Here is a 25,409-nt window from a genome sequence, read left to right on the forward strand (position 1 = left end):
TGCGGGCCGGCCTCGCCCACGATGGTCTCGGAGCAGCGGCCGGGACGGGTCCGCGGCCGGTGGCGACGAGGGGCGGCGAGCGTGCGGGGAGGGGGGAGCGGTGTCGCGGCGGTGGTCGGCGTCGTGGGGGCCGTCGGCGGGGCAGGGGCGTCCGTGTGCGCCGCGGGCCTCGCCCGGGCTGCGCACCGCGACGGCGACCACGTGGTCCTCGTCGACCTCGAGACGCGAGGTGGTGGGCCTGACGTCCTGCTCGGGATCGAGCCCGAGCCCGGGCTGCGGTGGGCGGACCTGCACGGCGCGCGCGGCACCCTCGACGGGGCGGCACTGGTCGCGCGGCTGCCCGCGTGGTGCGACGTGCCGGTGCTCGGGGCGGCGCGGGACCGGCCCGAGGCGATCGACCCTCAGGTCGTCGTCGACGTGTGCGCCGCCGTGGCCGACGCGTGCGACCTCCTTGTGCTCGACCTCCCGCGGTGGGTCGCCACGCAGCCCCGGGACCTCGGTGCGGCGGTGCTCGGCGCGTGCGACGCGCTCGTGCTGGTGACGCCGCTCGACCTCCCCGGGGTCGCCGGAGCGCTCGCCGCCCGGTACGTCCTGACCGAGACCGGTGCACGGCACCTCGCTCTCGTGACCCGCGGCCCCGCGCCCGGGCGGCTGTCGCCGTGGGAGGTGAGCGACGCCGTCGGGCTCCCGCTCGCGGCCGCCGTGCGGTGGGACCCGCGGCTCGCCGGGGCCGTGGAGCGCGGTGAGGGCCCACCCTCCGGCGCCCGGAGCGCGCTGGGCCGGGCAGGACGTGAGCTCGCGTCCTGGGTGCGGTCGCCAGGCGCAGCACGGTGAACCGGACGGCGGGCGGGGACGTGGGTCCTCCGGACGGCGCGCGGGGGCGCGGCATCGAGACCGAGCTCCTCGACGGGGTGCGCTCGCGCATGGCGGGCCGCGGTGCCCCGCCCGGCGACCAGGAGCTGCGCGCCGCGCTGCGGGACTCGGGTCGGGTGCTGGGCTCCGCCGCGCTGACCGACCTCGCCCGCGCCGCCCGCGCGGAGCTGTACGGCGCCGGCCCGCTCCAGCCGCTCCTGGAGGATCCGCGCGTGACCGACGTCCTCGTCAACGCGCCCGACGAGATCTGGGTCGACCGGGGCGCAGGGCTCGAGCGCGTCGACCTCGTGCTCGGGACGCCCGAGGACGTCCGTGCCCTGGCCGTGCGGCTCGCCGCCGCGGGCGGTCAGCGGCTCGACGACGCGAGCCCGCTCGTCGATGCGCGCCTGCCCGACGGGACCCGGCTGCACGCGGTCGTCGCGCCGGTCTGCGAGCAGGGCGCCGTCATCTCGCTGCGGGTCCTGCGGGCGCACGCCTTCACGCTCGACGAGCTCGTCGCACGCCGCGCGCTGCCCCCCGCGTGGGGCCCGGTGCTGCGCGGCCTCGTCGCCGGCCGCGCGAACATGCTCGTCTCCGGGGGAACCGGCACCGGCAAGACGACGCTCCTCGCCGCGCTGCTGTCCCTCGTCCCGGGCGACGAACGGGTCGTGTGCGTCGAGGAGGCGCGGGAGCTCGCGCCCGACCACCCGCACGTCGTCCCCCTCACGGCGCGCCGACCCAACGTCGAGGGGGCGGGCGGCGTCGAGCTCACCGACCTCGTGCGCAACGCCCTGCGGATGCGACCCGACCGCATCGTGCTCGGCGAGTGCCGCGGCGCCGAGGTCCGCGAGGTTCTCATGGCGCTCAACACCGGGCACGACGGTGGCCTCGCGACGATCCACGCCAACGCGGTCGCCGTGATCCCTGCCCGGCTCGAGGCGCTCGCGGCCCTCGCGGGGATGGGCCGCGCCGCCGTGGCCGCGCAGGCTGCGGGCGGTCTCGACGTGGTGCTGCACCTGCGCCGAGACCGGGCCGGTGGGGTCGGTCGCCGGTACCTCGCGGAGATCGGGCGGGTCACGCGGACGGACGACGGTGAGCTGCGGGTCGAGGTCGCGGCGACCTGGGACGGTGCCGGCGAGCCGGTCACGGGCCCCACCTTCGAGGAGATCCGCTCCCGCTGGGGGACACCGTGAGCGGCGGGTCGGGGCACCTGGTCGTCGGGCTGCTCGTCGGGTTGGCGGTGCACGTCGTGCTGCGCCGGGGCGGTCGACGCGCCCGCAGCGTGATCGGCGTCCGGCCCGCAGCGTGGCGGCCCGGCGTGACCTGGCGCAGGCTCCGGGCGCGCCGGGCGCAGCACGCTCCCGAGCTCGTGCGGCTCGTCGTCGCCCAGGTGGGGGCGCTGCTGCGCGCCGGGGCGTCGCCCGCCGTGGCCTGGCAGCGCGCCGCCGAGGTCCGGGCCGACCCTCGCGGGATCCCCGACGTCGACGCGCTCGCGGAGCGTGTCGGGGGCCTCGCCCCGGCACGGTCCGTCGTCGCGGCGTGCCGGCTCGCGGCCGAGGTCGGTTCCCCGCTGACCGCGGTGCTGGACCAGGTCGCGGCGACCCTCGCGGCTGAGGCGGAGGCACGCGCCGAGCGAGAGGCGTCGCTCGCCGGCCCGCGCGCCACCGCACGGGTCCTGCTCTGGCTTCCCGCGGTGGGGGTCCTTCTCGGCTCGGCCCTCGGCGCCGATCCGGTGGCCCAGGCGCTCGACGGCGGGCTCGGGAGCGCGGCCGTGGTCGGCGGGGTCGTGCTGTTGGTCGTCGGTCGGCGCTGGACCGCCCGGATGGTCGGCGCGGCGCGGGCGGCGGGGGGCGAGGGGTGAGCGCGGAGGGGGCCACGGTGTGGACGCTCGCGGCGTGCGCGCTCCTCGGGGCGCTGCCGTGGTGGGCCGCCCGCGCCACCCGGGAGCGACGCCTCACCCGCCTCGGGTCGCGGGAACCGGACGCGGCGCGGGGTGGCGCCCCGCCCGGGACGGGCATCGAGATCGGGGTGCTGCTCGAGCTGCTCGGCGCGGCGGTCCGCGCCGGCACGTCGGTTCCGCGGGCGCTCGAGGCGGTCGGTGTCGCGGTCGACGGCCCCGACGGGACCGCGCTGCGCCGGGCGGGCGCCGCCCTCGTGCTCGGTGCGTCCTGGGCGACCGCCTGGGACGGCGCACCGCCGCGTCTGGCCGTGGTGGGCCGGGCGCTACGGCCCGCGTGGGAGCACGGCGCCGCGCCCGGCGACGCGCTGCGGACCGCCGGCGAGCAGCTGCGTCAGGAGCGCCAGGCAGCCGCGCGGCAGGCGGCGGCACGGCTCGCCGTGCACCTCGTGCTGCCACTCGGCACGTGCTTCCTCCCGGCGTTCGTGCTCATCGGTCTGCTGCCGGTCCTCGTGTCGCTCGGGGGTGGTCTCCTGGGGCGGTGAGGGTCCGCAGGCGGTGTTCGAGGTGCTCCCGCTCGGCGTCGTTCGCGCACAGCGCGAGAGCCGTGGCGAATGCTCCGGCCGCCTCGTCGGCCCGCCCGGACCGTGCGAGCAGCTCCCCGCGGGTGGCGTAGAGCCGGTGGTGCCGGGGGAGTGCCTCGTCGAGCCCGTCGAGGAGGGCGAGCCCGGCCGGTGCGCCCGCCGCCTCCGCGACCGCGACCGACCGTGCGAGCCGGACCACGGGTGACCGGGTGAGCTCCTCCAGCTCGCCGTACAGCTCCGCGATCAGCGGCCAGTCGGTCGACGGCGCCGACGGGGAGCTCGCGTGCTCTGCCGCGATGCGTGCCTGGAGCAGGTACTCCTGCGCGAGGGGCGAGACCACGCTCGGGTCGGGTCCGTCGAGGACGGTGGCGAGCAGGTCGAGACCAGCCGTGATCTCGTCGCGGCGCCAGCGCGACCGGTCCTGGTCCGCCAGGAGCACGAGCCCGCCGTCGGGACCTGTGCGGGCGTCCCGGCGCGAGTGCTGGAGCACCATGAGCGCGAGCAGCGCGCGCACGACCGGCCTGCCGGGGACGAGCTCGTCGAGCAGCCGGGCCAGGCGGATCGCCTCGCCCGCCAGCTCGGTGCGGACGACGTCGGGTCCCGAGCCGGGCGCGTACCCGGCGGTGAAGACGAGGTAGAGCACCGTCGCGACGACGTCGAGACGCTCGTCGAGCCGGTCCGGTGCCGGCACGGCGAACGGGATGCCGGACGCGGCCAGCCGCTTCTTCGCGCGCGTCAGGCGCGCCGCCATCGTCGACTCCTGCACGAGGAACAACCGCGCGATGTCCGCCACCGGCAGACCTGCGACGAACCGCAGGGTGAGGGCCGTGCGGGCCTCGGGCGAGAGCGCCGGGTGGCAGCACGCCAGCACGAGGCGCAGGCGGTCGTCGGGCACGTGCGCGCCGTCGTCGGCCCGCGCGGTCCCGTCCCCGCCGTCCCGGCTCTCGCCCCCCGGGAGCTCGTCGTGGCGGGCGGCGCGCTCGCGGGCGTCCACGACCATCAAGGGTTCCTTGCGCGCCGCGACGGCCTCGGCGCGCAGCCGGTCGAGGACCCGCCGCCTGGCCGCGGTGTGCAGCCAGGCGGCAGGGTTGCGCGGCACGCCGTCCACCGGCCAGCTCCGGGCGGCCGTGGCGAACGCGTCGGCGAGCGCGTCCTCCGCGAGATCCGGGCGGCGGTACTGCCCCACGAGCTGGGCGAGGAGCCTCGCCCAGTGCTCGCGCCACGCGTCCTCGAGCGGCTCGGTCACGAGCCGTCCACGTCGATCACCGGTCGGATCTCGATCGAGTACTCCGGGAGGAGCCCGACGAGCTCGAGGACGACGTCCAGGTCCGGAACGTCCAGGAGGTAGAAGCCGCCGAGCTGCTCGGCACCCGCGGGGTCCTCGCCGGCCGTGCCCCCCGCGCCCTCCGTGGCCGGGCCCTCGGTGATCTGGGTCGTCTGCCCGCGGCGTCGGAACGTCGTCGCCGCGCTGACGGTGCTCAGGGCCTCGCCCGCGAGGATCGTGCCCTGCTCCGCGACGGCCCGGGAGAACACGTCGTGCTCCCGCAGCAGCTGTGTGCGTGCGGCGGGCGACGTGTCCTCCCACAGCCGCTGGTCCTGGTGGAGCAGGAGGAGGAACTTCATGCGGACCGACCTCGTGCGCCGCGGTTCACGAGGCGTCCGAGGAGGGATCCTCCGGGACCGTCGCCCGGATCTCGAACGTCGAGGTGTCGCCCGCGAAGGCCTCGCCGATGAGCGCGGTCAGACCGTCCACGTCGTCGGTCTCGACCACGTAGTAGCCCCCCAGCTGCTCGGCGGTCTCCGTGAACGGCCCGTCGGTGACGGCCTGGGCACCGGCCGTGCCGGGCCGCACCAGCCGCGCCGTGGCCGCCGCGAGCAGCTCCGCGCCACCCGTGATCGTGTGCCCACGCTCGGCGCAGAGGGTGCCGAACGTGTCGTGCCGGGCGAACGCCGCCTCCTTCTGCTCGGGTGTGGCGGTCGCCCAGTTCTTCTCGTCGTCGTGGATGAAGATCACGTACTCGGTGCTCATGGAGTCCTCCGGTCTGTCTGCGGTCGTGACGTGGTCGTGCTGACACCCCTATGACGCGCGAGATCCGCTGGATCGACACCCCACGGTGATCCTGGCCGTCCACAGGTCCGCCGCGCGCGCTCGCGTCCACTGTCGCGCAACCGGCCCCGCACCGCATCGGCCGAGCCGCGCCACAGTGAGGTCCCGGCCCGCGACCGGCGGGCCCGCAGAGGAAGGAACGACCGTGACAGAACCAGAGAACACGACCGGGCAGCCCACCGCAGGCGGCCTCGTCGAGCGGCTCCGCCAGGGTGGCGACGAGGCGGGACTCGCGACCGCCGAGTACGCGATCGCGACGATCGCCGCCGCCGGCTTCGCCGGGCTGCTCATCGCCGTGCTCAGCAGCGGCGAGGTCCGCGAGGCGCTCCTCGGCATCGTGCGCAGCGCGCTGTCCGTGGGGTGAGCGTGGACGCCGCCAGGTCGCGCCGACCAGCCCGGACGCGACTCGCCCCGCGCCCCGGGCGGGCGGACACCGTCGCACGGGAGCGCGGCAGCGTGACGGCCGAGCTCGCGCTCGCGCTGCCCGCCGTCGTGCTCGTCCTGGTGGCCGTCCTGACCCTCGCCGCGGCCGCGAGCGCCCAGATGCGCTCCGCGGACGCGGCGAGGGTCGGCGCGCGGTCGGCCGCCATCGGGGAGGACGACGCTGCGGTCCGGTCTGCGGCGCTGCACGTCGCGGGTGACGGGGCGCAGGTCGTCGTGGTGCGGGGTGACCCGTGGGTCGAGGTGCAGGTCACGACGCCGGTCGTCGGGGGGTGGCTGTCCGGCGCGCCGCTGCGGGCGAGCGGTGCGGCCGTGGCGCGGGTGGAGCCATGACCCGGGCGTTCCCGTGCCCGGGATCCCGCGGCGGGCGTGCGGACGACCCGGAACGAGGTTCCGGGACCGTGCTGGCGCTGGCTCTCGTCGCGGTCGTGCTGTTCCTCGCTGCGGCGCTCGCGGCCCTCGCCTCGGCGCAGTCCGCGCGCGGGCAGGCGCAGACGGCCGCGGACCTGTCGGCCCTCGCCGCCGCGACCGCTCTGCGGGACGGGTGGGACGGCTGCGAGCGGGCGGGGGACGTCGCGCAGCGCAACGGCGCCCACCTGACGAGCTGTGCGGAGCTCGGCGCCGGGGTGGTCCGCGTCGAGACGTCGAGCCCGACGGCGCGGGGCCTGCTGGGTGCGGCGCTCGGCGACGCGCACGCCGCGGCCCGGGCAGGGCCGGCGACGGCCAGGGTGCCCCGGGGTCGAGGCGGCCGCGGGCGTCGGTCAGTCGGGGGCGTGCGCGAGGACGGCGTCGAGCAGCCGCACGGCGGCCGCCTTGTCGAGCGGGTTGTTGTAGCTGCCGCACTTGGGCGACTGCACGCACGCCGGGCAGCCGTCGGCGCACGGGCAGCGGGCGATGGCCTCCCGGGTGGCGCGCAGCCAGGTCGCGCCGAGGTCGTAGCCGCGCTCGGCGAAGCCCGCCCCGCCGGGGTAGGCGTCGTAGACGAACACGGTCGCCTGCTCGGTGTCGACGTGCATCGCGGTGGAGACGCCGCCCAGGTCCCAGCGATCGCACGTCGCGAGCAGGGGCAGGAGCCCGATCGCGGCGTGCTCCGCGGCGTGCAGCGCGCCGGGTGCGGTCTCGGCGTCGATGTCGGCCGCGGCCAGCACGTCCTCGGGGACGGTCCACCACACGGCCATGGTCGGCAGCGTGTGCTCGGGCAGGTCGAGACCTTCGGCGCCGAGGATCTGCAGGTCGGGCAACCGGCGGCGCTGGAAGCTCACGACCTGCGAGCTCACCTCGACGGGCCCGTACCCCCAGCCGATCGGCCCCCACCGGCGCTCGGCCGCGCCGCGCCCGCCGGTGGCCTCCTCGTCCTCCTGCACCACGATCGACGTCACGGACCGCGACCACGTCCCGTAGTCCACGTCGGCCCGCCGGACGAGCGCGACGCCGTCGGGCAGGTCGAGGTGGTCGACGACGTAGGTGACGCCCTGGTGGACGTAGACCGCGCCGTCGTGGACGGACCCGTCGGCGGACGCCGCGTCGACGGTGCCGAGCAGCCGGCCCGTGCTCGCCTCGACGACCCGCACGGGCGCGCCGCCGGAGCCGCGCAGGTCCGTCATGCCGGCCGCGGACTGTGCGTGCGTCCAGTACCAGCCCGAGCTGCGGCGCCGCAGCGCGCCGCGGGCGACGAGCACGCCCAGGAGGTCGGTGACCGCCGCCGGGTCGCCGAACGCCGCGAGGTCGCCGACCCGCAGCGGGAGCTCGGCCGCGGCGGCGCACAGGTGCGGGGCGAGGACGTACGGGTTCGACGGGTCGAACACGGTCGCCTCGAGGGGGGCGTCGAAGATCGCCTCGGGGTGGTGCACGAGGAACGTGTCGAGCGGGTCCTCGCGGGCCACGAACGCGACGAGGCCCTCGGCTCCCGCCCGCCCGGCCCGGCCCGCCTGCTGCCAGACCGACATCCGCGTGCCGGGCCAGCCCGCGATGAGCACGGCGTCGAGGCCGGAGATGTCGACGCCGAGCTCGAGCGCGTTCGTCGTCGCCATGCCCCGTACCGCGCCGCTGCGGACCGCCTCCTCGAGCGCCCGGCGCTCCTCGGGCAGGTAGCCGCCGCGGTAGGCGGCGACCGTGCGGACGAGCTCGGGCGCGGCGGGCCGCAGGTGGTCCTGCGTCTGCGTGGCGACCGCCTCCGCGCCCCGCCGCGACCGCGTGAACGCGAGCGTGCGCGCCCCGGCGGCGACGAGGTCCGCGAGCAGGTCCGCGGCCTCGGCGGTCGCGGTGCGCCGCGGGTGCTCGGGGGCCTCGCCCGACGCGGTGGGCACCGCGGGGTCGTCGGGGTGGGTCGCCTCGTACCCGGCGACGACCGGCGGTTCCCACAGCGCGAACGTCTTGCGTCCTGCGGGCGAGGTGTCGGCGGTGACGGTCGTGACGGCGCGCGGCTCGACGCCGATGAGGCGTGCCGCGGTGAGGGCCGGGTCGGCCGCGGTCGCCGACGCGACGACGAACGTCGGACGGGCGCGGCCGGTGGCAGGCGCCTGCTCGGCGTCCGGCGACGGGGCGTAGTGCGCGGCGAGCCGCCGCAGCCGCCGCAGGACGAGCGAGACGTGCGCCCCGAAGACCCCGCGGTAGGCGTGCCCCTCGTCGACGACGACGTAGCGCAGGTCCCGCAGGAACCGCGCCCACCGGCGGTGGTTCGCGAGGAGGGCGAAGTGCAGGAAGTCGGGGTTGGTGAGGACGACGTCGGCGTGCTCCTGCACCCACTTGCGCTCCTCGAACCCGGTGTCACCGTCGCACGTCGCGACCCGCAGGTCGCGGGTCCCGGCGGCGTCGAGGAGCCGCTGCAGCGCGCTGAGCTGGTCGGCGGCGAGCGCCTTCGTCGGGGAGAGGTACAGCACGGTGCCGCGGCGGGCGACCGACTCGATGCGGCCGGGGTCGAGCATCGTGGCGGCGGCGTCGGCGCGCACGGCCGAGAGCGCGGGCAGCCAGAACGACAACGACTTGCCCGAACCCGTCGACGTGGCCAGGGCGACGTGCCGACCCGCCCACGCGGCCTCGGCGGCCTCGACCTGGTGCGCCCACGGCCGCTCCACCCCGAGGGCCCGGTAGCCCGCGACGAGCGTCGAGTCGGCCCAGGCGGGCCAGTCGCCGTGCGTGCCGGTGCGGGCCGGCAGCTCGCGCACGTGCGTCAGCCGGTCGGCGCGGCGCCCGCCCGCGAGCAGGACGTCGAGCAGCTCCGCAGACGGTCGCGCGGGCGAGGTCGCGGACTGCTGTGGGGAGGGCTGGCGCGGCACGTCCCCGAGTCTCCCACCTCGACGGTCCGCTCAGCCCCGGCGGGTCAGCCGCGGAACAGCTGGACGACGGCAGCGGTCAGGTAGGCCGGGTCGGCGACGGCGGTGAGCTCGCGCGCCGAGTGCATCGACAGGATGGGCACACCGACGTCGACGGTGCGGATCCCGAGGCGCGTCGCGGTGAGCGGGCCGATCGTCGACCCGCACGGGATCGTGTTGTTCGAGACGAACTCCTGGCTGGGCACCCCGGCCGCGGCGCACGCCCGCGCCCACGTGGCCGCGCCGACCCCGTCGGTCGCGTACCGCTTGTTCGCGTTGATCTTGAGGATCGGCCCGCCCCCGGCGACGGGCCGGTTCGCCGGGTCGTGGCGCTCCGGGTAGTTGGGGTGGACCGAGTGACCGACGTCGCTCGACACGCACAACGACCCGGCGAGCGCCCGGTGCCGGTCCTCCTCCGTCGCGCCCAGGCCCGCGGCGATGCGGCCGAGCACGTCGGCGAGGAAGGGGCCGCTCGCCCCGGAGCGGGTCTCGCTGCCGATCTCCTCGTGGTCGAACGCGGCGAGCACGGCGACGGGGGCGCCGGACGTCTCGTCCGGCGTCTCGCCGTGCAGAGACTCCGACACCAACAGCAGCGCCGTGAGGCCGGCGTGCACCGAGAGCAGGTTGTCGAGCCGACCGGAGGCGAGGAAGACGTCGTCGGCCCCGAAGATCCGCGGTTCCTGGGTGTCGGCCAGGACGAGGTCGTAGCCCTGGACGTCGGCGGCCCGCACCCCGGCCCGCTCCGCGAGCTGGGCGAGCAGGTCGGCGGCGCCGAGGTCGCCCAGCCCCCAGACGGGCTGGGTGTGGCGCTGCTTGTCGAGCGTCAGCCCGTCGTTGACCGCGCGGTCGAGGTGGATCGCGAGCTGGGGGATGCGCAGGAGCGGCCCGGTGCGCACGAGGTGCACGTCCTCGGCCCGGCTGCCGTCGCCCACGACGAGGCGCCCGGCGAGCTCGAGCTCGCGGTCGAGCCAAGAGTTCAGCAGCGGCCCGCCGTACACCTCGACGCCCGCCTGCCACCACCCCTCGCGGCCCGTGGTGGGCCGCGGCTTGAGCACGAACCCGGGGGAGTCGGTGTGGGCGCCGAGGATCCGGAACGGTGTGGTCGCCGCGGCGCCCGCAGGGCGGACCCACGCGATGACGGCGCCGTCCCGGACGACGACGTAGCGCCCCGGGCCCTGCGTCGCACCGGGCCAGGCATCCATCTCGTCGAGGCGGACGAACCCGGCCGCCACCGCGCGGCGGGCAACCTCCTCGGCGGCGTGGAACGAGGACGGTGACGCCTGGACGAACCGGGCGAGGTCCTCGGCGTGGGCGTGGGCGGAGTGGGCACGGGTGGCTGCGGCGTCGGGCACGCCCCCATTATCCGCGCCCGGTCCGGTGGGGCGCGGCGCTGCACGGCGGTAGCGTGGAGCGCGCCATGCCACCTGTCACTCCGCGCCCGACGCCGGGCCTCGCGCCCCACGGTCCACCGCTCGTCGAGCGCGCCACCGGGCTCGCGGCCGAGCTGCGGGCGGCCGGGTGCGTCTTCGCGGAGGAGGAGGCCGCGCTGCTCGTCGAGGCCGCGTCCGACGGCGCCGAGCTCGATGCGCTCGTGGCCCGCCGGGTGGCGGGTCTGCCGCTGGAGCAGGTCCTCGGTTGGGCGCAGTTCTGCGGGCTGCGGATCGTCGTCGAGCCGGGGGTGTTCGTGCCGCGCCGGCGGTCGGAGGGGCTCGTGCGGCTCGCGGTCGAGCGGACGGGCGCGGCGGACGTCGTCGTCGACCTGTGTTGCGGCTCCGGTGCGCTGGGCGCAGCGGTGCGGTCTGCACGCCCCGACGCGGACGTGCATGCGGCCGATCTCGACCCTGTCGCGGTCCGCTGCGCGCGCCGCAACCTCGGTGTACAGGTCTACGAGGGGGATCTGTACGACGCACTTCCTCCCGCGCTCCGGGGCCGTGTCGACGTGCTGCTCGTCAACGCGCCCTACGTGCCGAGCGACGCGATGGCGTCCCTGCCGCCCGAGACGCGCGAGCACGAGCCGCGCCACGCGCTCGACGGCGGGCAGGACGGTCTCGACGTCCACCGCCGGGTCGTCGACGGCGCGCCGGCCTGGCTCAGGGCGGGCGGCCGGGTGCTGATCGAGACCAGCGTCGCCCAGGCCGCCGTCGTCGCAGCCCTGATGAACAGCGCGGGCCTGGCGGCGCACGTCGCCCACGACGACGAGATCGGGTCGACGGTCGTCGTCGGGACGAGGTCGACGCCCTGACCCGGCGCGCCGAGCGGATCGGCGCTCCCGGCGCCCGGGTACCACGTACGATGTACGGCGATATGCCCCGCAGCGCCGACGAGACACCCGCTGCCAGTACCGACCCGAGGACCTGATGCCTGCACCGACGTCCCCGCGCGACCCCGCGCGCACGCTCGCTCTCCTGTGGGGCGTGGCCACGCCCGGCGCCCGGGGACCCCAGCAGTCCCGCACGCCCGCCGAGGTGGCGCGGGCCGCCGTCGGGCTCGCCGACGCCGGGACGCTCGAAGCGCTGTCCATGCGGCGCGTGGCGGCGGCGCTCGGCCTCGGCACGATGTCGCTCTACACGTACGTGCAGAACAAGGACGACCTCGTCGACCTGGTCGTCGACCACGCCTACGGCGAGCTGTACCCGCAGGGCGCGGTGCCGGGGGACACCTGGCCCGAGCGGCTGCGCGAGGTGGCGCGGGCCAACGTCGCCCTCGTCGAGCGGCACCCGTGGCTGCTCGACGTGGATCTCGCCCGGCCCGTCCTCGGGCCCGGGGAGACACGCAAGTACGACCTCGAGCTGCGCGCGGTCGACGACGTCGGCCTCGGGGACGTCGAGATGGACGCGACGGTGACGCTCGTGGTGAGCCACGCGCTGGCCGCAGCGCGCCGTGCTCGTGCCGCGCGCCTCGTCGCGGAGACCAGCGGGCAGACCGACGACGAGTGGTGGGAGGCGAACGCCCCCGTCCTCGAGGCGATCGCCGACATGAGCACCTACACGGTGGCGGCGCGCGTCGGCTCCGCGGCCGGCGAGGCCCAGCAGGCCCCGTACTCCGCCAGCGCCGAGCTCGAGTTCGGCCTCGGCCGCATCATCGCCGGCATCGAGGCGCTCCTGGCGCACCCCTGACTCCCTGCCCCCGACCCGACCCGACCCCGCATGCTCGGCGGAGCAGGCGTGGTCAGGCGCCGAGCACGAAGGTCTGGATCGCGATGACGGCGGCGCCGCGGGCCCACTCGGTGAACGCGGGGCTCTCGATCGTCAGGGGCGGATCCGTCGCCAGAGGGTCGCGGTCGGCGTGCAGGCCGTCGAGGAGCGCGTCGTGCGCGACGGTCGCGAGGCGCACCCCCTCACCGCCCAGGACGACCCGGTCCGGCATCGTGAAGTTCGCGGCGACGGCCACGAGCCGCCCGAGCGCGCGGCCCGCGTCGTCCACCACACGCCGTGCGGCGGGATCGCCCTGCTCGGCGAGGTCGAGCACCTCGTCGTAGCCGACGGGCCGGGCGTGGGCGACCGAGACCTGGGCGGTGATCGACCCGATCGCGAGCATCGCCGTCGCGCACCCGCGGTGCCCCAGGAAGCACGGCGGCCCGGCGGGGTCGAGGGGGTGGTGGCCGACGAGCCCGAGGCTCGCGTCGTCGTTCGTGACGAGCCGCCCGTGGGCGACGAGCCCGAACCCGACCCCGGCGCCGACCGTGAGCAGCGCGAACGTCCGCGCGCCGCGCCCCGACCCGAACCAGTGCGTGGCCTCGGTCAGGGCGGTGACGTCGTTGGCGACGACGGTCGAGATCGAGGTGCGCGCCTGGACCAGGTCGCCGAGCGGGACGTCGTGCCACCGGAGGAACGGCGCGCGGACCACGTTCCCGCGGCCCGCGACGTGCCCGCCGAGGCTGACGCCCACCGCGGTGACGGGCGATCCGCCCGAGAGCTCGGCGACGACGTCGGCGACGACGTCCGCGACCGCGGCGGGGTCGTGGTCGGTGAGCGGGCGCTCGGCGGCCGCGACGACCTCGGCCCGCAGGGACGTGCGCACGGCGTGCGCGGTGTCGCCCGTGAGCTTGACGCCGACGAAATGGTGCGCCGAGGGCACGACGTCGAGGGGCTGCGACGGCCGCCCGACCCGCGCCGGCGCCTCCTCGTCGACCTCCACGAGGAGTCCCGCGTCGAGGAGCGGCTTGGTGAGCCGCGTGAGGCTGCCGGCGGACAGGTCGACGCGGCGCGCGAGCTCGGCGCGCGACAGCGGGCCGTCGAGGAGCACCTCGAGCGCGATGCGGTGGGCGGGTCCGCTGAGCGGCACCCACGGTCCAGGCGTCATCGTGGCCTCCTCGGCTCGGTGGCCACCAGTGTGGCTGATTTCCTTCCGTGGCTCAAAGAATCCGAAGGGTTTAGTTGAACCATAGAAGAATATCGAGCGCGACGCGCCGGAGGGAATTCTGGGGAGTCTGCCGATCGGCAGGGCGCACATGAGGCGAGAGTCCCGCCCAGGCCGACCTGCCCTGAAAGAGTTGACGCTCTCAATAGTTCTACGTTAGAAATAATCCAGAGATGCCACCCCCCTGACGAAGAGGTCATCATGACGACGCCCCGCTCCGCCACCGACGAGGCGACCGACGGCACCGGGTCGCCCGCGGCGCCTGGCCTGCTGCACCTGCGCGCCGCGGGAGTGAGCCTCGTCCTCGACACGCGTGGCCCGCTGCTCCCGCGCGTCCTGCACTGGGGCGCCGACCTCGGCGACGTGCCCGACGCCGAGCTCGACGAGGTCTTCCGCACGAGTGTGCCGCCGGTCGCGTCCGGCTCGACCGACACGCCGGTCCCGCTGTCGCTGGTCCCGGAGCAGTCCGCCGCCTGGCTCGGTACCCCCGGGCTCACGGGGCACCGCGACGGCGCCGACTTCTCCACCGCCTTCGCGGTGACGTCCGTCGAGACGGAGCACGACACCGAGCGCGACGGCGCACCCGTCGCGCACCGCGTGGTCACCCGCGCGACGGACGCCGTCGCGGGCCTCGACCTGCGCCTCGATCTCGAGGTCCTGCCCGCGGGCCTGGTCCGCACCCGCGCCGCGGTCACCAGCACCGGCGACGGTGTCTTCGCGCTCGGCACGCTCGACGTCGCGCTGCCCCTGCCGCGCGAGGCCGACGAGATCCTCGACTTCACCGGCCGGCACCTGCGCGAGCGCAGCGCGCAGCGCCACGCGTTCGTCGCCGGCACCCATCTGCGGGAGTCACGCAGGGCGCGCAGCCACGACGGCACGCTGCTGCTCACCGCCGGCCGCCGCGGGTTCGGCTACCGCGCGGGCGAGGTCTGGGGCGTGCACGTCGCGTGGTCCGGCAACACGCGCACCTTCGCGGAGCAGGCGATGCCCACCGGGACCCGCCTCCTCGGCGCCGGCGAGCTCCTCCTCGCGGGCGAGATCCGGCTCGCCGCAAGGGAGGCGTACGAGAGCCCGTGGGTCTACGCCTCCTACGGCGACGGGCTGGACGAGCTCTCCGGCCGGTTCCACGAGTACCTGCGCTCGCGCCCCCAGCACCCCCGCACCCCCCGCAAGTCCCTCATCAACGTGTGGGAGGCCGTGTACTTCGACCACGACCTCGACCGCCTCACCGCGCTGGCGGACGCCGCCGCCGAGGTCGGGGTCGAGCGCTACGTGCTCGACGACGGGTGGTTCCACGGCCGCCGCGACGACACCTCCGGGCTGGGGGACTGGTACGTCGACGCCACGGTGTGGCCGCAGGGCCTCGGCCCCCTCGTGGACCACGTCCGCGGTCTCGGGATGGAGTTCGGCCTGTGGTTCGAGCCGGAGATGGTCAACCCCGACTCCGACCTCGCCCGGTCCCACCCGGAGTGGATCCTGCAGGCCGGTGGCCGGATGCCGCCGGAGGCCCGCAACCAGCAGGTCCTCGACCTCGCCCACCCCGAGGCGTGGGCGTACGTGTTCGAGCGCATCGACGCGATCCTCACCGAGTACCCGATCGGGTACGTCAAGTGGGACCACAACCGCGACCTCATCGACGCCGGGCACTCCGCCACGGGCGCGGCCGGGGTCCACGAGCAGACCCTCGCGACCTACCGCCTCCTCGACGAGCTGCGGGCACGCCACCCCGAGGTCGAGTTCGAGTCCTGCTCGGGCGGTGGCGGACGCGCGGACCTCGGCATCCTGGAACGCACCGACCGGATCTGGACGTCGGACTGCATCGACGCCCTCGAACGGCAGGTCATCGAGGCGGGGACCGGGCTGCTCGTCCCGCCGGAGATGCTCGGCTCGCACATCGGCTCGCCGCACTCGCACACCACGGGCCGCCGGCACGACCTGGGCTTCCGCGGTGCGACCGCGTTCTTCGGCCACCTCGGCATCGAGTGGAACCTCGCCGCGGCGAGCGAGCAGGAGCGGGCCGACGTCGCCCGGTGGGTCGAGGCGTACCGCACGCACCGGGACCTGCTGCACCACGGCCGCACGGTGCGCGCCGACGACCCGGACCCCGCCCTGCGCGTCCACGGCGTCGTGGCGGCCGACGGGCGTGAGGCGATCTTCGCCGTCGTGCAGGTCGCCACGGGGGTGTGGGCGCCGCCGGGCCGCGTGCGCCTGCCGGGCCTCGACCCGGCGACGACCTACGACGTCCGACCGCTCGCCCCCGGCGACGAGGTCGTGCCCCGGCACCGCAACGCGCTGCCGCCGTGGTGGACCGACGGCGCACGGCTGTCCGGCCGCACCCTCGGCGCGGTCGGCGTGCAGGCGCCGAACCAGTTCCCCGAGCACACGGTCCTGCTCCACGTCCGCGCGGTCTGAGCGACCGGTCAGGCGCGCAGCAGCTCCGCGACGCGCGCGAGCGCCTCGTGCCCGACGACGTCCCCGCCCAGGAGCGGGACCTCCAGGACCGGGAGCGTCGGCAGGGCGGCGCGCACCGTGCGCACGTGCACGTCCTCCTGCGCGCGGCGGGAGGCGAGGAAGTCCCCGGCGTCCGCGGGTGAGCGCTTGTTGATCACCAGGCCTGCGACGTGGACGCCGAGATCCGTGAGCGTCGTGTGCAGCTCGACGGACTCCAGCACGGGCAGCCGCTCGCCCGCGAGGACGATGACGAACGCCGTCCGGTCGGCGTCGGTCAGCGTCTCCCGCAGCCGCTCGAAGCGGGCGCGGCGCGCCACCAGCACGCGCCGGATCTCGTCGTCGCGCGCGGCGCGCCCGTCGGAGCGGTCAGAGCGTCGGTCCTCGGACCGGTCGGTGGGCCGCTCGTCGAGGCCGCGCAGCGCGTCGTCGAACCTCGCCGAGCGGTCGCGGCTGCGCAGGAGCCCGTCCGTCCAGGCCGTCATCGTCTCGGGGAGGGCCATGAGCCGGGCGGTGTGGCCGGACGGCGCGGTGTCCAGGACGACGAGGTCGTAGTCGGTGACGCCGAGCTCGACGGCCTCGGCGATGCGTTCGAGCACGGCGGCCTCGTGGGTCCCGGGGGTGTGCCGTGCCAGCTCGAGGTGACGGTCGACCTGGTGGGCCAGGTGCTCCGGCATGAGCCGCCGCAGCGTCTCGCCCACCTGGGCCAGGTGCCGGTCGGTCGTGGCCTCCGGGCAGACCTCCACGCCGTCGAGCCCCGGCGCGAGGCGCACGGGCCGGTCGCCGACCGGCACGCCCCACAGGTGCCCGAGGTTGTGGGCGGGGTCGGTCGAGACGACGAGGACCCGCCGGCCCGCACGGGCCTGGGCGAGCGCGACGGCGGACGCGACCGTCGTCTTGCCCACACCCCCCTTGCCGCCCACGAACAGCACTCGCGCCCGGGCGGCGACGTCTAGCAGCACGACACGTGCTCCAGCGGCGAGCGGTCCATGCCCATGCGCCGGTGCCAGTCGTGCAGGCGCTCGTGCATGACGGGGAGCAGCTCGAGCGTGTAGTACGACGCCGGGTTGGGCACCCCGAGGGCCTCGGCCATGACGATCATCGTGAACAGGTCGTCCTCGTCGCGCCGCGCCCGGGCGAACGTGCGGCGGTACGGCGCGACGTAGAACTCGCGCAGGCCCGCCGAGAAGCGGGCCTGCGCGTGCCGCAGCCGGGCGAGCGCCCTCACGACCCCACGCGCTCGCTGTCCGTGTCGGCGGACTCGTCCTCGGCGGCGCCCCGCCGGGCGGCGACCATCGCGATCGTCGCCTCGAGGACGACCCACAGCGCGGCGACGAGGATGACGATGTCCATGCCGAACAGCAGCCAGTTCTCGTTCGCGTAGAACGTGCCGAGCTGCACCACGAGGGCGTAGATCGACATGACGAGCACGAACACCAGCGGGACGAGCACGGGCAGCGTCGGGCGCTTCTTGCGCAGCAGGATGACCACGACGACGGACAGGGTCAGCCCGGCGAGGAGCTGGTTCGTCGTGCCGAACAGCGGCCAGATGACCATGCCGCCCGCGCCGTCCGCCCCGGCTCCGAACGCGAGACCCATCGCGACGGCGAGCGCGACGACCGTCCCGACGACCTTGCCGATCTTGAGGCCGGCGAGCTCCCCGGCCTCCTGGATGACGAAGCGCTGCAGGCGGACGCCGGTGTCCATGGTGGTGGCGGCGAACAGCACGGCCATGGTCGCGAGGATGGTTGCACTGAGCGAGGCGGGGATGCCCAGGCCGGCGTTGACGATCGTGGCACCACCGGTGACGAACGCCGCGACGCCGCCTTCGTTGAACGCGCTGTAGACGGCCTCCCACTCGGTGAGGGTCGCGAAGCCCGCGGTCGCGGCGATGATCGCACCGAGCGCCAGCATGCCCTCGCCGACCGCGCCGAAGTAGCCGACGAACCGGGCGTCGGTCTCCTTGTCGAGCTGCTTCGAGCTGGTGCCCGAGGCGACCATGCCGTGGAAGCCGGAGATCGCGCCGCAGGCGATCGTCACGAACAGCAGCGGCACGATGCTGGGCGTGCCCGCCGGGACGGCGTCGTTCACGGCGGGCGCGACGATCGTCGGCTGTGCGAGCAGGACGGCACCGTAGAGGATGCCGAGCCCGATGAAGAGCTGGACGCCGTTGATGTAGTCCCGCGGCTGCAGGAGGAGCCATACGGGCAGCATCGACGCGATGCCCGCGTAGAGGAACAGCACGAGGATCCAGAACGACGCGGCCGACAGCCCGAGCACGGTGTCGGGGAGCACCACCGGGAACCGGTCGCCCACGAGGATCAGGCCGTACAGGGCGACGACGCCGATGACGGTCGTCAGGGGAAGGCTGATCTTCCAGCGGTAGATCATCTGCCCGATGACGAGCGCCACGAGGACGGCGCCCCAGGTCGGGATGACGGCGGACGGCGTCGAGATCAGGAGGTTCGAGATGACGACGGCGAACGCGGCGTTGACCATGAGCAGCAGCAGGAAGATCACGACGAGGAACAGGTTGCGCCCCCGCTTGCCGATGTACCGGCCCGAGAGCATGCCCATCGACCGGCCCTTGTTGCGCACCGACGCCCACAGCGCGCCGAGATCGTGCATCCCGGCGAAGAAGACCGTGCCGATCGTGACCCACAGGAAGGCGGGCAGCCAACCCCAGATCACCGCCACGGCGGGCCCCACGATGGGGGCCGCGCCCGCGACCGAGGTGAAGTGGTGGCCCCACAGGACGAACTTGTTCGTCGGGACGTAGTCCACGTTGTCGTTCAGCTCGTGCGCTGGCGTGGTGAACGCCGGGTCGAGCCGGTAGATGCGCTTCGCGAGGAACTTCGAGTAGAGGAAGTAGCCCGCGAGCACCATGGCGAGGCCGACGAGCATCAGGGTCAGGGAGTTCACGGTCGCTCCGGTTTCCGTCGTCGTTGAGGGAGTGAGAGTCCAGCGAGTGTAGGCGACCGCACGCACGGTCGTGACGCACGCCACACGTGCGTAGACTCTGGCCATCACCGGCGGGGGGTCGGTGGTGGCCAGTACCTGGCAGTCGTCAAGGAGGACGGATGCTCACGCTCGGTTCCAGCAGTCTTGCCATCGTCGCGGTGATCGGGGTCATCGGCCTCGCGGCGCTCGCGTTCGCCGTCGTCCTGCGTCGCCAGGTCCTCGCCGCCGAAGAGGGCACCGCGAAGATGCAGGACATCGCGCGCGCCATCCAGGAGGGCGCGTCGGCCTATCTCAGCCGCCAGTTCCGCACGCTCGCCCTGTTCGCGGTGGTGGTGTTCGGTCTGCTCTTCCTGCTGCCGGGCGACGGGGGGATCAAGGTCGGCCGGTCCGTGGCGTTCCTGGTGGGAGCCGGGTTCTCGGCGGCGATCGGCTACCTCGGGATGTGGCTCGCGGTGCGCGCCAACCTGCGCGTCGCAGCGGCCGCGACCCGGCCGAACGGTCGTGCGGAGGGCGCGCGCATCGCGTTCCGCACGGGAGGTGTCGTGGGCATGTCGGTCGTCGGGCTCGGCCTGATCGGCGCGGCCGGGGTGGTGCTGCTCTACCGGGGCGACGCGCCCGCGGTGCTCGAGGGCTTCGGCTTCGGTGCCGCCCTGCTCGCGATGTTCATGCGCGTCGGCGGCGGCATCTTCACCAAGGCGGCCGACGTCGGCGCGGACCTGGTCGGCAAGGTCGAGCAGGGCATCCCGGAGGACGACCCGCGCAACGCGGCGACCATCGCGGACAACGTCGGCGACAACGTGGGCGACTGCGCCGGGATGGCCGCCGACCTCTTCGAGTCGTACGCCGTCATGCTCGTCGCGGCCCTCATCCTCGGCAAGGCCGCCATGGGGGAGCAGGGGCTCGTCTTCCCGCTGATCGTCACGGCGATCGGTGCGCTCGTCGCGGTGCTGGGCGTCTTCATCACCCGGATCCGCGGGAACGAGAGCGGGCTGCGCGCCATCTACCGAGGCTTCTACCTCTCGGCCCTCGTCGGCGCGGCGCTGGCCGCTGCCGCCGCCTTCACCTACCTGCCGTCGTCGTTCACGGAGCTGAACGGCACGGCCGACCTCGGGGACGTCACCAGCGACCCCCGGGTCGTCGCCTCGCTGGCCGTGCTCATCGGCGTCGTGCTGGCGGGCGTCATCCTGTGGGTCACGGGCTACTTCACCGGCACGACGTCGAAGCCCACCCTGCACGTGGCGGCGACGTCCCGCACGGGTGCGGCGACGGTCGTGCTGTCCGGGATCGGTGTGGGCTTCGAGTCCGCGGTCTACACCGCGGGCATCATCGCCGCCGCGATCTGCGGCGTGTTCCTCCTCGCGGGCGGGTCGGTGTGGCTGTCGCTGTTCCTCATCGCCCTCGCGGGCTGCGGGCTGCTGACGACCGTGGGCGTCATCGTCGCGATGGACACGTTCGGCCCGGTGTCGGACAACGCGCAGGGGATCTACGAGATGGCGGGCGGCGCGTCGGGCGAGATCGGTGCCGCGGACGACGAGGGCGCGCAGATCCTCACCGACCTCGACGCCGTGGGCAACACGACGAAGGCCATCACCAAGGGCATCGCCATCGCGACCGCCGTCCTGGCCGCGACCGCGCTCTTCGGCTCGTACGCCGACGCCGTCCAGACCGCCCTCGACGACGTGGCCGAGGTCGGGGGAGGCCTCGTCACCTCGATGCTCAGCTACGAGATCATCTCCCCGATCACGCTGGTCGGGGTCATCCTCGGTGCCGCGACCGTGTTCCTGTTCTCCGGCCTCGCGATCGACGCGGTGACCAGGGCCGCCGGGGCGATCGTCTACGAGGTGCGGCGCCAGTTCCGCGAGCACCCCGGCATCATGACCTTCGAGGAGCGCCCCGAGTACGGCAAGGTCGTCGACATCTGCACCCGGGACTCGCTGCGCGAGCTCGCGACGCCCGGCCTGCTCGCCGCGTTCGCCCCGATCGCCGTCGGATTCGGCCTGGGCGTCGGGCCGCTGGCCGGGTTCCTGGCGGGGGCGATCGGCGCGGGTGTGCTCATGGCGGTCTTCCTCGCGAACTCCGGCGGCGCCTGGGACAACGCGAAGAAGATCATCGAGGACGGCGCGTACGGGGGCAAGGGGTCACCGGCGCACGAGGCGACCGTCATCGGCGACACCGTCGGCGACCCGTTCAAGGACACCGCCGGACCCGCGATCAACCCGCTGCTCAAGGTCATGAACCTCGTGGCCGTGCTCATCGCCCCGGCCGTCGTCGTGATGAGCGTGCCGGCCGACGCCAACCACACCCTGCGGATCGGCATCGCCGTCGTCGCGGCAGGGATCGCGTTCGGGGCCGTCATCGCGTCGCGTCTGCGGGCGGCCCGCGTCGACCGCGAGCAGCTGGAGGAGGAGCCCGCAGCGGTCCGCACCGGGTCCTGACCGGCCGCGGGTTGCGTCCGATCGGGTGCTCGACCAGGTGCCCGTCCGGTCGCGGGTCCGGTCGCGTGTCCTGAGCACACCCGGGCGCACGGGATCATAGGTCGCATGGACTCCAGCGTCTGGCGACCCGTCGCTCGCGGCGTGGTCCTCGCCGCCGTCGCCGTGACGACGGCCGTCGTCGTGGTGAGCGGGGCGTTCGACCAGGCCAGGCCCGTGGTGAGCTTCCCGGTCGCCGCCCCGCCGCCCGGTGGGGGCGGCACCCCTGGGGACGAGCCGGGCACGCCGGCCGAGGGCGGGACGCCGGACACGTGCGCGGACGCCGAGACAGCGTGGGCCGCGGCCAACAAGGCGCAGGTGTCGCTCAGCGTCGCCCACCCGGGCGCCCTCGTCGAGGGGTTCGTCGCGGCGCGCGACGCGCTCGTCTCGACGACGCCGCCGGCGGAGATCGCGGCCGACTGGCACCTCGTGGCGGGCTACCTGACGATGATCGCGGACGCCGTCGAGGAGGTCGGTCCGGAGGACCCGGACGGGCTCGTCCGGGCCATCGACCGGGCCGGCGCGATGATGGACGTCGAGCTCATGACGCAGTCCTCGGCCAGCGTGACGGCCTACCTGCGCGACTCCTGCGGGCGCTGACCGGCGCGACCCGTGCTCGGCGCCGCGCAGGGGCACGAGCATGGGGAGATGTGCCCACCTGGTGATGTCGTCGTCGCCTGGGAGCGTCCTGTGCGACACGATGGACCCCATGACCACACGACGCACGATCACCAAGACCGCCGGCGCCCTGGCCGCGGGCGCCCTCGCCCTGAGCCTGTCGGCCTGCGGCGGCGACTCCATCGAGGCCTTCTGCAACACGGGCTCCGAGTTCGAGACCGCGTTCGACGACCTGAACCCCGAGGACCCCGACGCCGTCGCCGCGGCGTTCGGCGACCTCGCCGACGAGATGGAAGCGGTCGACGCGCCGTCGGAGATCTCGGGCGACTGGGACGTGCTGACGGGCGTCATCGACTCGTTCGCCTCGACGTTCGACGACCTGAGCGGCATCGACCCGACCGACCCGGAGTACGCGGAGCGCATGATGGGCGTCATGGACGAGTTCCAGGCCGACGAGGTGCAGACGGCCGGCGAGAACGTCCAGGCGTTCACCGAGGAGAACTGCACGGCCTGAGCCTCCGGCCGTCCTGCCCTGCGCGTCGTCGACGGGCCCGTCCGCAGCTGCGGGCGGGCCCGTCGGCGTCCCCACCGTCGTCCCTGAGCCCGTTCTCCGGGAGGATGTCCTCATGGCACCTCGCGGCACGGCACCTCGCGGCACGGCAGATCTCGGTACGGCAGCTCTCGGGACGACGGACCCCGGACTGGTCGCCACGCTGCGCGGCGACCTGACCGACGGCGCGTACACCGTCGAGGGCGTCGAGGACCTCCTGGGGCCACTGGCGTCCTCGGCGCTGCACCGCGAGCAGGGGTTGCCCGCGCGGCGCGTCGTCGCGGCGGCGCTCGACGGCGGGCGGGGCGCGAACGGAGCCGACGCGCGGGCGGCGCTCGCGGCGCTGTTCCTCCTGGGGGAGCAGGTACCGCGCGGAGCGCTCGACCGGGCGCTGCCCGGGGCCGGCACGGAGGGTGCGGTCCGCCTCGGTCTCGTGGAGTCCGCCGGAGCGGGGGACGACGACCTCGTGCGGGCGCTCGTCGACCTGCGCCCGTACGCCGCCGAGGACGCGGCGGGCGCGGTGCACTGGTGGCTCGCGTCCGACCTGGGCGAGCTCGCGACGGGGCGCCGGCTCGCCGCCGACCACGTGCTCGGTGCGGGTGGTGCGTCGCTCACGCTCGCGCAGGTGACCGTCCGCACGCCGGTCGACCGGGTGCTCGACCTCGGGACGGGCTGCGGCATTCAGGCGCTGCACGCTTCCCGGCACGCACGGACCGTCGTCGGGACGGACATCTCCGCGCGTGCCCTGCGCTTCGCCGCCTTCAACGCGGCGCTCGACGGGGTGCGCCTCGACCTGCGCGAGGGGTCGCTGCTGGACCCGGTGGCCGGTGAGCGGTTCGACCTCGTCGTGTCGAATCCGCCGTTCGTCATCACGCCGCGCGACGTCGGGTCCACGTCGAGCGCTGCCGGCGGGGTGCGGATCCCCGAGTACGAGTACCGCGACGGCGGACGCTCGGGCGACGACCTGGTCCGCGACCTCGTCTCCGGCGTCGGGTCCGTGCTCGCCCCCGGGGGCGTGGCGCAGATCCTCGGGAACTGGGAGCACCGCCGCGGCGAGCCGTGGGCCGAGCGCGTCGGCGCGTGGCTGGACTCGGCGGGGCTCGACGGCTGGGTGGTCCAGCGCGAGGTTCTCGACCCCGCGGAGTACGCCGAGACGTGGATCCGTGACGGTGGCACGACGCCGGAGCGTGAGCCCGGCGCCTGGGAGGCGGCCTACGGGGCGTGGCTGGACGACTTCGCGTCGCGCGACGTCGAGGCGATCGGGTTCGGCATCGTGACGCTGCGCCGGCCCGCGGCGGGCGCGGTCACCCTGCGGCGCCTCGAGGAGCACACGGGTGCGGTCCGCCAGCCGCTCGGCGCGCACCTCGCCGCGTCGCTCGCCGCGCACGACTGGCTCGAGTCCCAGGACGACGCCGCGCTCGCCGCCGCGCACCTCGTGGTCGCCGCGGACGTCACCGAGGAACGCTTCCACGCGCCGGGCGCGGAGGACCCGCACGTCGTCGTCCTGCGTCAGGGCGACGGCTTCGGGCGGGGGGTGCAGGCGTCGAGCCCGCTCGCGGCGCTGGTCGGGGTGTGCGACGGCGAGCTGGGGGTCGGGCAGATCGTCGGCGCCCTGGCCTCGTTGTACGAGGTCCGGGCCGACGAGCTCGCCGCCGAGCTGCTGCCGGCGGTGCGGAACCTCGTGCGCGACGGGTTCCTCGCGCCCGTCTAGTCCCCTTTCGTCCGGCCGATCCTGCTCGGTACCGCTAGTTTCGGGAAATGGACCTGGAGCTGCGCCACCTACGGATGATCGTGACGGTCGCCGAGCACGGCAGCGTGACGAAGGCGGCGGCGACCCTCGGGATCGCCCAGCCCGCCCTCACCGCGCAGCTCAACCGGATCGACCGGGTCCTCGGTGGGTGTGTGTTCACGCGTGACCAGCGGGGCGCGCGCCCGACCGCGCTCGGCCAGCTCGTGCTGAGCCGCGCCCGGGTGCTGCTGCCCGCGATGGCGGCCCTCGAGGACGACGCGCGCCGCCTCGTCAACCGTCGGTGGGACCATGGCGCGCCGCTGCGCGTGGGCACCGTGAGCACCGCGATCGCCGGGCTGTTCGTCAACCGCGTCGTCACCGCGCTGCCGGGCACGCGGGTGAGCATCGTGTCGTCCGCGTCGGCCGACGACATCGCGCTCGAGGTCGCCGCCGGGACGCTCGACGTCGCGCTCGTGGGCCTGTGCGCGGACGCCCCGCCGCCCAGCGCGCGGGGTGTGGTGTGGCGCCAGGTGTGCGTCGACCCGGTCTTCGTGCTCCTGGCCGCCGGGCACCCGCACGCCGAGCGCACCGCCGTCGACCTCGCGGACCTCGCCGACGAGGTGTGGCTGCACGCGCCCGGGTCCGGGTGCTTCGAGCGGTGCTTCGCCTCGGAGTGCGCCCGGGCGGGCTTCTCGCCGACCGGGCTCAGCGAGGTCGACCGCGCGGCGTGCGTCGACCAGGTGCGTGCGGGCCACGCGGTGGCGCTCGTCCAGCCGGTGTTCCCGGAGACGCCGGGGGTACGGGCCGTGCCGCTCGCCGGGTCGCCGCTGCGCTGGGCGCAGTACGTGGGATGGCACGCGGACGTCGCGGACCAGCTGCCCGTGGGGGTCATCGCCGACGCCGCAGCGCACGCACACGACGACGCGGTCGCGCGCAGCCCTCGCTACCTGTACTGGTTGGACCGGTATGGGGAAGCACGTACATAACGTCCGGGTATGACTTGATCACTATCTGTGCCCCGGAGTGTCCCGGTCCTAGCGTGGCTGGTGTTCGCCCATCGCCCGGAGATCCCGGGCGACGA

23 protein-coding genes and 1 pseudogene are annotated in these 25,409 nt (G+C 75.1%); 15 read left to right on the top strand and 9 right to left on the bottom strand.

Going from position 1 to position 25,409, the window contains the following annotated elements:
- Nucleotides 1-81: 81 nt before the first annotated feature.
- From ssd to OHL10_RS01215, 4 genes are read left to right on the top strand one after another with little or no spacing between them, the layout of a single operon-like run.
- Nucleotides 82-834, top strand: coding sequence for a septum site-determining protein Ssd (gene ssd / locus OHL10_RS01200; RefSeq protein WP_265520319.1), 753 nt, complete (start codon nt 82-84; stop codon nt 832-834).
- A complete protein-coding gene (locus OHL10_RS01205; protein WP_265520320.1) occupies nt 831-2,045 on the top strand; it encodes a TadA family conjugal transfer-associated ATPase in 1,215 nt (404 codons plus the stop codon). Before ssd ends, OHL10_RS01205 begins: the two co-directional genes overlap by 4 nt.
- On the top strand, nt 2,042-2,713 hold the full coding sequence (locus OHL10_RS01210; protein WP_265520321.1) for a type II secretion system F family protein: 672 nt from the start codon (nt 2,042-2,044) through the stop codon (nt 2,711-2,713). Before OHL10_RS01205 ends, OHL10_RS01210 begins: the two co-directional genes overlap by 4 nt.
- Complete coding sequence (locus OHL10_RS01215) at nt 2,710-3,294, top strand: type II secretion system F family protein (RefSeq protein ID WP_265520322.1); 585 nt, start codon at nt 2,710-2,712, stop codon at nt 3,292-3,294. The genes OHL10_RS01210 and OHL10_RS01215 overlap by 4 nt, the downstream gene beginning before the upstream one ends.
- Here OHL10_RS01215 and OHL10_RS01220 read toward each other — a convergent pair.
- Genes OHL10_RS01220 through OHL10_RS01230 form a run of 3 tightly spaced genes read right to left on the bottom strand, consistent with a single transcriptional unit; the run spans nt 3,239 to nt 5,362 of the window.
- The gene (locus OHL10_RS01220) at nt 3,239-4,579 is read right to left on the bottom strand and encodes an RNA polymerase sigma factor (protein WP_265520323.1); all 1,341 of its coding nucleotides are present in this window, start codon (nt 4,577-4,579) and stop codon (nt 3,239-3,241) included. The two genes, OHL10_RS01215 and OHL10_RS01220, sit on opposite strands and share 56 nt — an antisense overlap.
- Nucleotides 4,576-4,956, bottom strand: coding sequence for a YciI family protein (locus OHL10_RS01225; protein ID WP_265520324.1), 381 nt, complete (start codon nt 4,954-4,956; stop codon nt 4,576-4,578). The genes OHL10_RS01220 and OHL10_RS01225 overlap by 4 nt, the downstream gene beginning before the upstream one ends.
- Nucleotides 4,957-4,981: 25 nt before the next feature.
- Nucleotides 4,982-5,362 (bottom strand): YciI family protein, encoded by a 381-nt coding sequence (locus tag OHL10_RS01230; RefSeq protein WP_265520325.1) that lies wholly within the window; start codon nt 5,360-5,362, stop codon nt 4,982-4,984.
- A 223-nt stretch (nt 5,363-5,585) separates the two neighbouring features.
- Here OHL10_RS01230 and OHL10_RS01235 point away from each other — a divergent pair, with 223 nt between their 5' ends.
- The 3 genes and pseudogenes from OHL10_RS01235 to OHL10_RS01245 all read left to right on the top strand — a co-directional run.
- Complete coding sequence (locus tag OHL10_RS01235; protein WP_322645507.1) at nt 5,586-5,804, top strand: DUF4244 domain-containing protein; 219 nt, start codon at nt 5,586-5,588, stop codon at nt 5,802-5,804.
- 92 nt (nt 5,805-5,896) lie between these two features.
- Nucleotides 5,897-6,214: a TadE family type IV pilus minor pilin gene (locus OHL10_RS01240; RefSeq protein ID WP_265520326.1), complete on the top strand. Its 318-nt coding sequence runs from the start codon at nt 5,897-5,899 to the stop codon at nt 6,212-6,214.
- Nucleotides 6,211-6,585, top strand: a pseudogene (locus OHL10_RS01245) (Rv3654c family TadE-like protein); the annotation flags it as partial. The gene OHL10_RS01240 and the pseudogene OHL10_RS01245, both read left to right, overlap by 4 nt.
- 57 nt (nt 6,586-6,642) lie before the next feature.
- Here the strand turns inward: OHL10_RS01245 and OHL10_RS01250 are convergent.
- A complete protein-coding gene (locus OHL10_RS01250; protein WP_265520327.1) occupies nt 6,643-9,156 on the bottom strand; it encodes a DEAD/DEAH box helicase in 2,514 nt (837 codons plus the stop codon).
- 44 nt (nt 9,157-9,200) lie between these two features.
- On the bottom strand, nt 9,201-10,544 hold the full coding sequence (locus tag OHL10_RS01255) for a M18 family aminopeptidase (RefSeq protein WP_265520328.1): 1,344 nt from the start codon (nt 10,542-10,544) through the stop codon (nt 9,201-9,203).
- A 65-nt stretch (nt 10,545-10,609) separates the two neighbouring features.
- Here OHL10_RS01255 and OHL10_RS01260 point away from each other — a divergent pair, with 65 nt between their 5' ends.
- Nucleotides 10,610-11,434 (top strand): putative protein N(5)-glutamine methyltransferase, encoded by an 825-nt coding sequence (locus OHL10_RS01260; RefSeq protein WP_265520329.1) that lies wholly within the window; start codon nt 10,610-10,612, stop codon nt 11,432-11,434.
- Nucleotides 11,435-11,549: 115 nt separating this feature from the next.
- Nucleotides 11,550-12,308: a TetR/AcrR family transcriptional regulator gene (locus tag OHL10_RS01265; protein ID WP_265520330.1), complete on the top strand. Its 759-nt coding sequence runs from the start codon at nt 11,550-11,552 to the stop codon at nt 12,306-12,308.
- Between the two features lie 52 nt (nt 12,309-12,360).
- Here OHL10_RS01265 and OHL10_RS01270 read toward each other — a convergent pair whose 3' ends face one another.
- Nucleotides 12,361-13,494 carry an ROK family transcriptional regulator gene (locus OHL10_RS01270; RefSeq protein WP_265520331.1) on the bottom strand — a complete coding sequence of 378 codons (1,134 nt, stop codon included), beginning with the start codon at nt 13,492-13,494 and terminating at the stop codon, nt 12,361-12,363.
- A gap of 258 nt (nt 13,495-13,752) precedes the next feature.
- On the opposite strand from OHL10_RS01270, the gene OHL10_RS01275 reads away from it, so the two are divergent.
- On the top strand, nt 13,753-15,963 hold the full coding sequence (locus tag OHL10_RS01275) for an alpha-galactosidase (protein ID WP_265520332.1): 2,211 nt from the start codon (nt 13,753-13,755) through the stop codon (nt 15,961-15,963).
- An 8-nt stretch (nt 15,964-15,971) separates the two neighbouring features.
- On the opposite strand, the gene OHL10_RS01280 is transcribed toward OHL10_RS01275, so the two are convergent.
- From OHL10_RS01280 to OHL10_RS01290, 3 genes are read right to left on the bottom strand one after another with little or no spacing between them, the layout of a single operon-like run.
- On the bottom strand, nt 15,972-16,961 hold the full coding sequence (locus OHL10_RS01280; RefSeq protein ID WP_265520333.1) for an ArsA family ATPase: 990 nt from the start codon (nt 16,959-16,961) through the stop codon (nt 15,972-15,974).
- Entirely contained in the window at nt 16,952-17,227 is a 276-nt protein-coding gene (locus OHL10_RS01285) for a cory-CC-star protein (RefSeq protein ID WP_265520334.1), read from the bottom strand. The genes OHL10_RS01280 and OHL10_RS01285 overlap by 10 nt, the downstream gene beginning before the upstream one ends.
- Nucleotides 17,224-18,921, bottom strand: a complete 1,698-nt coding sequence (locus tag OHL10_RS01290; protein WP_265520335.1) for a carbon starvation CstA family protein — start codon at nt 18,919-18,921, stop codon at nt 17,224-17,226. The genes OHL10_RS01285 and OHL10_RS01290 overlap by 4 nt, the downstream gene beginning before the upstream one ends.
- A gap of 158 nt (nt 18,922-19,079) precedes the next feature.
- Here OHL10_RS01290 and OHL10_RS01295 point away from each other — a divergent pair, with 158 nt between their 5' ends.
- From OHL10_RS01295 to OHL10_RS01315, 5 genes are all read left to right on the top strand, one after another.
- Nucleotides 19,080-21,395, top strand: a complete 2,316-nt coding sequence (locus OHL10_RS01295) for a sodium-translocating pyrophosphatase (protein ID WP_265520336.1) — start codon at nt 19,080-19,082, stop codon at nt 21,393-21,395.
- A gap of 105 nt (nt 21,396-21,500) precedes the next feature.
- A complete protein-coding gene (locus OHL10_RS01300; RefSeq protein WP_265520337.1) occupies nt 21,501-22,031 on the top strand; it encodes a hypothetical protein in 531 nt (176 codons plus the stop codon).
- A 109-nt stretch (nt 22,032-22,140) separates the two neighbouring features.
- A complete protein-coding gene (locus OHL10_RS01305) occupies nt 22,141-22,563 on the top strand; it encodes a hypothetical protein (protein WP_265520338.1) in 423 nt (140 codons plus the stop codon).
- 112 nt (nt 22,564-22,675) lie between these two features.
- Complete coding sequence (locus OHL10_RS01310; protein ID WP_265520339.1) at nt 22,676-24,310, top strand: DUF7059 domain-containing protein; 1,635 nt, start codon at nt 22,676-22,678, stop codon at nt 24,308-24,310.
- A 47-nt stretch (nt 24,311-24,357) separates the two neighbouring features.
- Nucleotides 24,358-25,314, top strand: a complete 957-nt coding sequence (locus OHL10_RS01315; RefSeq protein WP_265520340.1) for a LysR family transcriptional regulator — start codon at nt 24,358-24,360, stop codon at nt 25,312-25,314.
- Nucleotides 25,315-25,409 lie beyond the last annotated feature (95 nt).

The sequence above is a fragment of the Oerskovia flava genome, assembly GCF_026163685.1.
GTDB lineage: Bacteria > Actinomycetota > Actinomycetes > Actinomycetales > Cellulomonadaceae > Oerskovia_A > Oerskovia_A flava.